The organism is Staphylococcus sp. GDY8P94P, assembly GCF_017892255.1.
GTDB classification, from domain to species: Bacteria; Bacillota; Bacilli; order Staphylococcales; family Staphylococcaceae; genus Staphylococcus; species Staphylococcus cohnii.
This window is the reverse complement of sequence record NZ_JAESKU010000021.1, coordinates 352-9,768: the sequence shown is the minus strand read 5'-3', so window position 1 is coordinate 9,768 and position 9,417 is coordinate 352. Positions and strand designations below refer to the sequence as shown.

The following is a 9,417-nucleotide window of genomic DNA, read 5'->3' as shown; positions in this document are numbered from 1 at the left end:
CAATTGGAAAATATGATTTACGGTTCTGTTGCAAAGTTTTAAATAAAGAATAAAATCCCTTACGGTATCTATGATTTAAGCTGGGATTCCCAATAATACCTTGATTTCAGTACAGACCGAAAACCCGAAGAGAGTGCCTTCTTTTCGGGTTTTCTTATATAATCCTCGGATGGCTTCCATACCTTTAATCGTGGGTGAGGCAGTGCGTAAACTTCGATAGAATTTATTGCGTCTCTTTACTGGACGATGGTCTTGTTCAATCAAATTATTCAGGTATTTAATGGTACGATGTTCTGTCCCTTGATAAAAGCCGTATTCTTTTAGTTTCTTAAAGGCACTTGTAATAGAGGGGGCTTTATCTGTGACTACAACCTTCGGTTCATCAAACTGCTTCACTAACCGCTTAAGAAAAGCATAGGCTGCTTGTGTGTCCCGTTTTTTACGTAACCAAATATCCAAGGTTAAACCATCTGCATCGATGGCTCGATACAAATAATGCCATTTTCCTTTAATTTTGATGTACGTTTCATCCATTTTCCATGAATAAAAGGATTTTTTATTTTTCTTTTTCCAAATTTGATAGAGTCGTTTGCCATATTCTTGCACCCAACGATAAATCGTGGTATGAGAAACGTTAATGCCACGATCATATAAGATTTCTTGAACTTCACGATAGCTAAGGTTATAACGAAGATAGTAGCCCACGGCTACAATAATCACATCCTGCTGAAATTGCTTTCCTTTAAAATGATTCATCGTCATTCCTCCTGCTATCTTTTTCTATTATTCTACCTTATTTGATAGTAGATTTAAAACTTTGCAACAGAACCGTAAATATCATTAATCTGTAGTACTTTTTGGATAATTGCTAATGTACCACCTAGCAAAGTTGCAAATTTGACATTAGATGTTAACTTTATTTGAATTTCGTTACGTGAATATTGTTTGAACTGGTTCTTAATTGCTTCTAATATTTCAGGCATTTCATTGAACAATGGACAGTTAATGTAAATTGCATTCGGATTAAACTGGGTGTTTAAATTATGTATTAAAACAGCAATTTTATTTATAAATTGTTCCATTTCTTCAACTACGACTGGATTTTTTTCATTATAAAATTGAATTAATTTGCTAAGCGTCATCTTCTCATTTAGTTGATTACTTAAATTATGCAGTAAAGCTTCTTGTGAAAAAATATCTTCAATCTTATGAAAGATCTCCACATTATCGCTAACTTTTGAGACAAGTGTTTTTCCAATTTCACCCGCTTCCCCATTTGCACCACGATACAATTGATTATTAATAATAAGCCCAGCACCAATACCTTTATGTATACTTAAAACAATAAGATTATTGTAGGATAAATTATGATTAAAATTACGTTCATATAACGCTGAAAGATTCGCTTCATTTTCAACTACGACTGGAACATTAGTAATTTCTTTTATTTTCTTAGCAATTGAAATTCCTTCAGTTTCATGGAATGGTAAATATGTCACATGCTGCTCATTATCCACAACTCCATGTATAGAAACAGACACACCTAATAGTCCGTTATAAGTATCAAGTTTCTCCTGAATATCAATATGTTTTTTTATTATGCTTAATATACTACTAACCTTTTCATCAGGTAAATCATAAGATTCATGCTTAATGACATTACCATCAAAATAATTGTACATCACTTCAACAGAACTATAAGTTAAATCCAAAGAAATAAAATAACCATAAAGATGATTAACCTTCAGAAGAATAGGTTTTCTACCACCACTCTTCGTGCTATCACCCTCACCAACCTCATTAACAAGAGATTTATACTTTAACTTATTCAAAATACTAGAAATCGTTGCCTTATTAATCTCAAGATTTTTAGATATTTGAGTACGCGAAATATTATGATGGTTATAAATTTCCCTTAGCACTCTTTTTTCATTATCATTTATATTTAAAATATTTTCCATAATTGCCTACCCCATAAGTTATTTTGAATTTAGTTTATAGTTTATCATGTATTTTTATACCAACTATTTTAACATAAATTAAATTAAACCTTAGAACAACTTAAAACCTCACTTAGGTTATCATCTTCGTTCTTTTATTTTTTTTATTATTTCAATAAATTACGTATTTCCAATATGACGATTTTTTATGCAAAGTCGTTGTATGTTTTTCAAATTTTTGACATTTATGCAATCTAAATAGCCAATTAGGGAATTTTTAACATTTTTTATTTGTTTGATATTATACTTAATGTATCTTAAATAGAAAGAGGGTATGCATATGGATTTCACTGGTGTTATTACAAGCATTATTGATTTAATCAAGACTTGCATTCAGGCTTTCGGTTAATTTTTTCAACTAAAAAACAGAGGAAATATTCAACGACTTGATTGTTTCCTCTGTTTTCTATGTATTGTTGTAAACACAACAATTTTATTTTTTATTCAATATATTTCTCAATTCTTCTATTTCATCTTGTGATAGATCTTCTTTTTCTACAAAGTTTAAGACAAGTGAATTGAAACCGCCTTTGTATACTTTATTGATAAAGTTTTTAGATGTTTTATATTTTATATCACTTTCTTCTACAAGAGAGTAATATTGAAAAATTTTATTGTCTTTTTTACGATCTATAAATCCCTTTTTATACAATCTCGTTATAAGTGTACGAATGGTTTTTGGACTCCAGTCCTTTTGCATTTGTATTTCTTCTATTATATTATTCGCACTTGCATATTTTTTCATCCAAATGATATTCATAACTTCCCATTCTGCAGATGATATATCATACGTTTTATTATCCATTATATTAACTCCATTTCTTTTAAAATACGCTCAGAAATTTGTTGTGCTTTTTCGCCATTCGCATTGTCTTCGCCTTTTAAATGTGTAGCAAAATAATACGTATTATCTTTCGTTTCAACATAACCTACGAACCATCCATTTGCTTCTTTGTGATTCACGATTCCTGTTCCAGTTTTACCTACATATTTATAAGTATCTTTTTGTTTCAAAGTCATACTATTTTCAACTTTTTCAATAGCCTTATTATCAAAATGCATGTTATGTTGTTTCATATTTTTCAACAAATTAACCTGTTCTATTGCAGAAATTTTTAATGAAGATTCATTCCAATAATTTTCATTCCCTGATATTTCTTCATTACCATATTCAATTAGATCTAAATAAGATTTAACCTCATCTTGTCTTAAATGTTTGTTTAAATTTTCGTAATACCAATTTACTGAATATTTCATTGAAGAATTTAAATTTTGATCTTGGTTCCATTCTTTAAATGGATATTGATGTTTATCCCATTGTTGTTCAGTATGATTTAATGAGAGTAAATTTTGGTCGAATGCCATTAACGCTAAATAAATTTTGTAAGTAGAATTAGGTGAATATCGTTGTTTACTTTCTGGTTCATTATAAATAGAATAAGCTTGCTCCCGTTCATTATAAAGCACAAAACTTCCATCAAATCCTTTGAAATACGGAGCTAGTTGATTTAATTTTTTATATGATACATTTGTTTCATATTTGTCTTGTTGAACATGTGCAGATAGTAACGGTGCTTGTATTAAAAGCGATATACTACATACAATATACGCAACAATACGCTTGTTTCGATTAGGTTTAGGCATTGAATCATAAAGTGCAATATACTTAACACGTTCTTTAATATTTGAATTAAAACCTAGTAAATATTGTGCTGCCACATTATTTATGTGCTGAGATTTTAAAATAGAGCATTTTAATATCGATTCACCATAACGTATATGTTCATGGCGATTCAAAATTTTTAAAACGTTTCTATCACATACTTTTTCACAGTCATTGTCCATCATTGTTTTACTTATATATAGTGCAGGATTAAACCAGAATATCATTTTAAAAACAACATAAAGCTGGTTGAATATTAAGTCATGACTTTTCACATGTGATAGTTCATGTAGAATAATATATTCAATTTCTTTGTCATTCATGGTTTCGACTACGACAGTTGGTAGTACAATTTGGGATTTCACTAAACCAAATACCATCGGATTATCAATGTTTGAACTATAACTAATTGTTATATGCTTTTTGTAGAACTGCATCTTACTTTGACATACTTTAAGTCGTTCATTAAGATATGACGATTCCAATGACGAACTTTTAATAACATCAATTTGTCGGAATGCCTTAATCATATAAAATAAGCACAACAAACTACCAAATACCCATATCAAAAGAATCATATACGTTATATTTGAGGTCTCAAACTGATTAACATTAATTGCTAAGTCTTTCGTAACAGATGATTGTTGACCATCTAACATATGACTAACCGAAGAAGTCGTGTCAGATACATTTCGATTCATCATATCTTTTGAAAATGTAAAATTCGATATTTTGTAAAATGGTATTAATGGAATTAACGTGGAGACGAGCACTAATAACCAAATCTTATGTGACATAATATTTTGAGTATATTTTATATAGAGCATTCTCACTAAAAAAATTACACATATCGTGAGCAATGAACTGATTATACTTAACATTAAAAAAGATGATAACACCTTCTACACCTCCATATCACAAAAATTATAACATTATTTTGACATAAATACTACATTTGTAATATACTACAAATGTAGTCTTATATAAGGAGGATATTGATGAAAAAGATAAAAATTGTTCCACTTATTTTAATAGTTGTAGTTGTCGGGTTTGGTATATATTTTTATGCTTCAAAAGATAAAGAAATTAATAATACTATTGATGCAATTGAAGATAAAAATTTCAAACAAGTTTATAAAGATAGCAGTTATATTTCTAAAAGCGATAATGGTGAAGTAGAAATGACTGAACGTCCGATAAAAATATATAATAGTTTAGGCGTTAAAGATATAAACATTCAGGATCGTAAAATAAAAAAAGTATCTAAAAATAAAAAACGAGTAGATGCTCAATATAAAATTAAAACAAACTACGGTAACATTGATCGCAACGTTCAATTTAATTTTGTTAAAGAAGATGGTATGTGGAAGTTAGATTGGGATCATAGCGTCATTATTCCAGGAATGCAGAAAGACCAAAGCATACATATTGAAAATTTAAAATCAGAACGTGGTAAAATTTTAGACCGAAACAATGTGGAATTGGCCAATACAGGAACAGCATATGAGATAGGCATCGTTCCAAAGAATGTATCTAAAAAAGATTATAAAGCAATCGCTAAAGAACTAAGTATTTCTGAAGACTATATCAAACAACAAATGGATCAAAATTGGGTACAAGATGATACCTTCGTTCCACTTAAAACCGTTAAAAAAATGGATGAATATTTAAGTGATTTCGCAAAAAAATTTCATCTTACAACTAATGAAACAGAAAGTCGTAACTATCCTCTAGAAAAAGCGACTTCACATCTATTAGGTTATGTTGGTCCCATTAACTCTGAAGAATTAAAACAAAAAGAATATAAAGGCTATAAAGATGATGCAGTTATTGGTAAAAAGGGACTCGAAAAACTTTACGATAAAAAGCTCCAACATGAAGATGGCTATCGTGTCACAATCGTTGACGATAATAGCAATACAATCGCACATACATTAATAGAGAAAAAGAAAAAAGATGGCAAAGATATTCAACTAACTATTGATGCTAAAGTTCAAAAGAGTATTTATAACAACATGAAAAATGATTATGGCTCAGGTACTGCTATCCACCCTCAAACAGGTGAATTATTAGCACTTGTAAGCACACCTTCATATGACGTCTATCCATTTATGTATGGCATGAGTAACGAAGAATATAATAAATTAACCGAAGATAAAAAAGAACCTCTGCTCAACAAGTTCCAGATTACAACTTCACCAGGTTCAACTCAAAAAATATTAACAGCAATGATTGGGTTAAATAACAAAACATTAGACGATAAAACAAGTTATAAAATCGATGGTAAAGGTTGGCAAAAAGATAAATCTTGGGGTGGTTACAACGTTACAAGATATGAAGTGGTAAATGGTAATATCGACTTAAAACAAGCAATAGAATCATCAGATAACATTTTCTTTGCTAGAGTAGCACTCGAATTAGGCAGTAAGAAATTTGAAAAAGGCATGAAAAAACTAGGTGTTGGTGAAGATATACCAAGTGATTATCCATTTTATAATGCTCAAATTTCAAACAAAAATTTAGATAATGAAATATTATTAGCTGATTCAGGTTACGGACAAGGTGAAATACTGATTAACCCAGTACAGATCCTTTCAATCTATAGCGCATTAGAAAATAATGGCAATATTAACGCACCTCACTTATTAAAAGACACGAAAAACAAAGTTTGGAAGAAAAATATTATTTCCAAAGAAAATATCAATCTATTAACTGATGGTATGCAACAAGTCGTAAATAAAACACATAAAGAAGATATTTATAGATCTTATGCAAACTTAATTGGCAAATCCGGTACTGCAGAACTCAAAATGAAACAAGGAGAAACTGGCAGACAAATTGGGTGGTTTATATCATATGATAAAGATAATCCAAACATGATGATGGCTATTAATGTTAAAGATGTACAAGATAAAGGAATGGCTAGCTACAATGCCAAAATCTCAGGTAAAGTGTATGATGAGCTATATGAGAACGGTAATAAAAAATACGATATAGATGAATAACAAAACAGTGAAGCAATCCGTAACGATGGTTGCTTCACTGTTTTATTATGAATTATTAATAAGTGCTGTTACTTCTCCCTTAAATACAATTTCTTCATTTTCATTGTATGTTGAAAGTGACACTGTAACGAGTCCATTTTCTTTTTTTATGGATTTCTTATTTGTAATTTCAGCGATAACGTACAATGTATTACCTGGGTATACAGGTTTAATAAATTTAACGTTATTCATTTGTGTTCCTGCTACAACTTCTTCTCCGTATTTACCTTCTTCTACCCATAATTTAAATGATATTGAAAGTGTATGCATGCCAGATGCAATGATACCTTTAAATCTACTTTGTTCTGCTTTTTCTTTATCTATATGCATATATTGAGGATCAAAAGTTGTTGCAAATTGGATAATTTCTTCTTCTGTAATATGAAGGCTTTTTGTTTTGAATGTTTCTCCTACTATAAAATCATCGTATTTCATATATGTCTCTCTTTCTTATTCAAATTAATTTTTTAGTATGTAACATGTTAAAGGTAAGTCTACCGTCACTGAAACGTAAGACTCACCTCTAACTTTCTATTGAGACAAATGCACCATTTTATCTGCATTGTCTGTAAAGATACCATCAACTCCCCAATTAGCAAGTTGGTTTGCACGTGCTGGTTTGTTTACAGTCCATACGTTCAATTCATAACCCGCTTCTTTTACCATTTTTACTTTTGCTTTAGTAAGTTTGGCATCTTCAGTGTTTACTATTTTAGCATTACAGTAATCTAAAAGTGTTCTCCAGTCTTCACGAAACGAAGTTGTATGGAATATAACTGCTCTGTTATATTGTGGCATGATTTCTTCTGCAAGTTTAACAAGCACAACATTAAAGCTTGAAATGAGCACTTCTTGATTCTGATTTAAGTTTGTTAATTGTTCTTCCACTTGCTTAACCATACTTTTAGAAAGTGCTAGTCCATTCGGTCCAGTAATACCTTTTAATTCTACATTTAAATTCATATTATATTCATTTGCTATTTTTACTACATCATCGAAAGTTGGCAAATGTTCATCTTTGAATTTTTCACCAAACCAAGATCCTGCAGAAGCATCTTTAATTTCATCATAATTCAATTCAGTTATTTCCCCGGACATATTTGTAGTCCGTTCTAAATAATCATCATGAATGATAATCAGTTGTTCATCTTTTGTAATTGCAACATCTAACTCCAACCAGTTTATACCTTCTACTTCTGAAGCAGCTTTAAATGATGCAATTGTATTTTCCGGAGCTTTACTAGGTAATCCTCTATGTCCATATACAGTTAGCATATTACCTCTCCTTGCATTTTTATTTTTTTAATTAACGTAACTGTATTATCACATTAATCGCACTTTTATTTCCATTAAAAAGAGATGAATATCATAAATAAAGAAGTCGATAGATTCGTATTGATTATGGAGTTAATCTACGTCTCATCTCATTTTTAAAAAATCATTTATGTCCCAAGCTCCATTTTGTAATCAAGTCTAGTTTTTCTGTACCCCTTATCTGCAATTTTACTTAGGATTGCTTTTAACTTACCTCTTATCTGCAATTTTACTTAGGATTGCTTTTAACTTACCCCTTATCTGCAATTTTACTGAGAACTGCTTTTAACGCACCTCTTATCTGCAATTTTGCCTAGAACTGCTTTTAACGTACCTCTTATCTGCAATTTTACTGAGAACTGCTTTTAACTTACCCCTTATCAGCAATTTTGCATGGAATTGCTTTTAACGTACCTCTTATCTGCAATTTTACTTAGAACTGCTTTTAACAAACCTCTTATCTGCAATTTTACTGAGAACTGCTTTTAACGTACCTCTTATCTGTAATTTTACTGAGAACTGCTTTTAACAAACCTCTTATCTGCAATTTTACTTAGAACTGCTTTTAACAAACCTCTTATCTGCAATTTTACTTAGAATTGCTTTTACTATTCCTCTTATTAGTATAATCTCAGTAAGAATGCGTATAAAAATGAAAATTACAACCGATTTTGTAAGTGCTGACGCCTGAGGGAATAGTATGTGCGAGAGACTAATGGCTCGAGCCATACCCCTAGGCAAGCATGCACGTACAAAATCGTAAGATAAAAAAATAAGCATATCACTGTAAACTTTAAAAAATCAGTTTAGTGATATGCTTATTTATTTCGAGTTAGGATTTATGTCCCAAGCTCATCAAGCACAATCGGCCACTAGTTTATTTCTCTATCTTATATGTTCTGATATGGTCTTCTATACTGTATAAGTATACTTTTGAATATGGATCTTGTGTCAATTCACGTTCGAAATCAAATTCTTGATTATCAAATCTGTTAAAGAATGTTTCGTATTCTTCGACTGATAATTGCTCTCTAGATTCTAGCATATTTAAGTGTTTCTCTTTATCTAATGCTTTGTCATATCCTTTAACGATTGAACCACTAAAGATTTCTCCTACTGCTCCTGAACCATAACTAAATAGACATACTTTCTCTTCTGGTTGGAATGTGTGGTTCTGTAATAACGAAATTAAACTTAAGTATAATGATCCTGTATAAATGTTACCAACATCTCTATTCCATAATACGGTTCTGTTGCAAAGTTGAATTTATAGTATAATTTTAACAAAAAGGAGTCTTCTGTATGAACTATTTCAGATATAAACAATTTAACAAGGATGTTATCACTGTAGCCGTTGGCTACTATCTAAGATATACATTGAGTTATCGTGATATAT

General features: G+C 30.4%; 9 protein-coding genes and 1 pseudogene. 3 read left to right on the top strand and 7 right to left on the bottom strand.

Annotated features, from left to right (window positions below; all coding sequences use genetic code 11):
* Nucleotides 1–75 precede the first annotated feature (75 nt).
* Nucleotides 76–756, bottom strand: a complete 681-nt coding sequence (locus KA926_RS12695; RefSeq protein WP_044291606.1) for an IS6-like element IS1216 family transposase — start codon at nt 754–756, stop codon at nt 76–78.
* A 53-nt stretch (nt 757–809) separates the two neighbouring features.
* Nucleotides 810–1,961: an ROK family transcriptional regulator gene (locus tag KA926_RS12690; RefSeq protein ID WP_204175263.1), complete on the bottom strand. Its 1,152-nt coding sequence runs from the start codon at nt 1,959–1,961 to the stop codon at nt 810–812.
* A gap of 319 nt (nt 1,962–2,280) precedes the next feature.
* Between KA926_RS12690 and psm-mec the strand changes: the two genes are divergently transcribed.
* Nucleotides 2,281–2,349, top strand: coding sequence for a phenol-soluble modulin PSM-mec (gene psm-mec, locus KA926_RS12685; RefSeq protein WP_014532405.1), 69 nt, complete (start codon nt 2,281–2,283; stop codon nt 2,347–2,349).
* A gap of 84 nt (nt 2,350–2,433) precedes the next feature.
* Here the strand turns inward: psm-mec and mecI are convergent, their stop codons facing one another.
* Together mecI and mecR1 are read right to left on the bottom strand one after the other, a co-directional pair.
* Entirely contained in the window at nt 2,434–2,805 is a 372-nt protein-coding gene (mecI, locus tag KA926_RS12680) for a mecA-type methicillin resistance repressor MecI (RefSeq protein ID WP_025904161.1), read from the bottom strand.
* Entirely contained in the window at nt 2,805–4,562 is a 1,758-nt protein-coding gene (gene mecR1 / locus KA926_RS12675) for a beta-lactam sensor/signal transducer MecR1 (RefSeq protein WP_000952923.1), read from the bottom strand. The genes mecI and mecR1 overlap by 1 nt, the downstream gene beginning before the upstream one ends.
* Nucleotides 4,563–4,658: 96 nt before the next feature.
* Here mecR1 and mecA point away from each other — a divergent pair, with 96 nt between their 5' ends.
* The gene (gene mecA, locus KA926_RS12670) at nt 4,659–6,668 is read left to right on the top strand and encodes a PBP2a family beta-lactam-resistant peptidoglycan transpeptidase MecA (RefSeq protein WP_063852655.1); all 2,010 of its coding nucleotides are present in this window, start codon (nt 4,659–4,661) and stop codon (nt 6,666–6,668) included.
* Nucleotides 6,669–6,713: 45 nt separating this feature from the next.
* Here the strand turns inward: mecA and KA926_RS12665 are convergent, their stop codons facing one another.
* From KA926_RS12665 to KA926_RS12655, 3 genes are all read right to left on the bottom strand, one after another.
* Entirely contained in the window at nt 6,714–7,142 is a 429-nt protein-coding gene (locus KA926_RS12665) for a MaoC family dehydratase (protein ID WP_000872606.1), read from the bottom strand.
* Between the two features lie 96 nt (nt 7,143–7,238).
* On the bottom strand, nt 7,239–7,982 hold the full coding sequence (locus KA926_RS12660) for a glycerophosphoryl diester phosphodiesterase (RefSeq protein WP_000958858.1): 744 nt from the start codon (nt 7,980–7,982) through the stop codon (nt 7,239–7,241).
* Nucleotides 7,983–8,898: 916 nt separating this feature from the next.
* On the bottom strand, nt 8,899–9,288 hold the full coding sequence (locus KA926_RS12655; protein WP_020444595.1) for a hydroxymethylglutaryl-CoA synthase: 390 nt from the start codon (nt 9,286–9,288) through the stop codon (nt 8,899–8,901).
* 35 nt (nt 9,289–9,323) lie between these two features.
* On the opposite strand from KA926_RS12655, the pseudogene KA926_RS12650 reads away from it, so the two are divergent.
* A pseudogene (locus KA926_RS12650) lies at nt 9,324–9,417 on the top strand (IS6 family transposase); the annotation flags it as partial.

Excerpts from the sequence above, each read along its gene's own strand:
- KA926_RS12695 (WP_044291606.1), bottom strand. The coding sequence starts at position 756 with ATGAATCATTTTAAAGGAAAGCAATTTCAGCAGGATGTGATTATTGTA.
- KA926_RS12690 (WP_204175263.1), bottom strand. The coding sequence starts at position 1,961 with ATGGAAAATATTTTAAATATAAATGATAATGAAAAAAGAGTGCTAAGG.
- mecI (WP_025904161.1), bottom strand. The coding sequence starts at position 2,805 with ATGGATAATAAAACGTATGATATATCATCTGCAGAATGGGAAGTTATG.
- KA926_RS12665 (WP_000872606.1), bottom strand. The coding sequence starts at position 7,142 with ATGAAATACGATGATTTTATAGTAGGAGAAACATTCAAAACAAAAAGC.
- KA926_RS12660 (WP_000958858.1), bottom strand. The coding sequence starts at position 7,982 with ATGCTAACTGTATATGGACATAGAGGATTACCTAGTAAAGCTCCGGAA.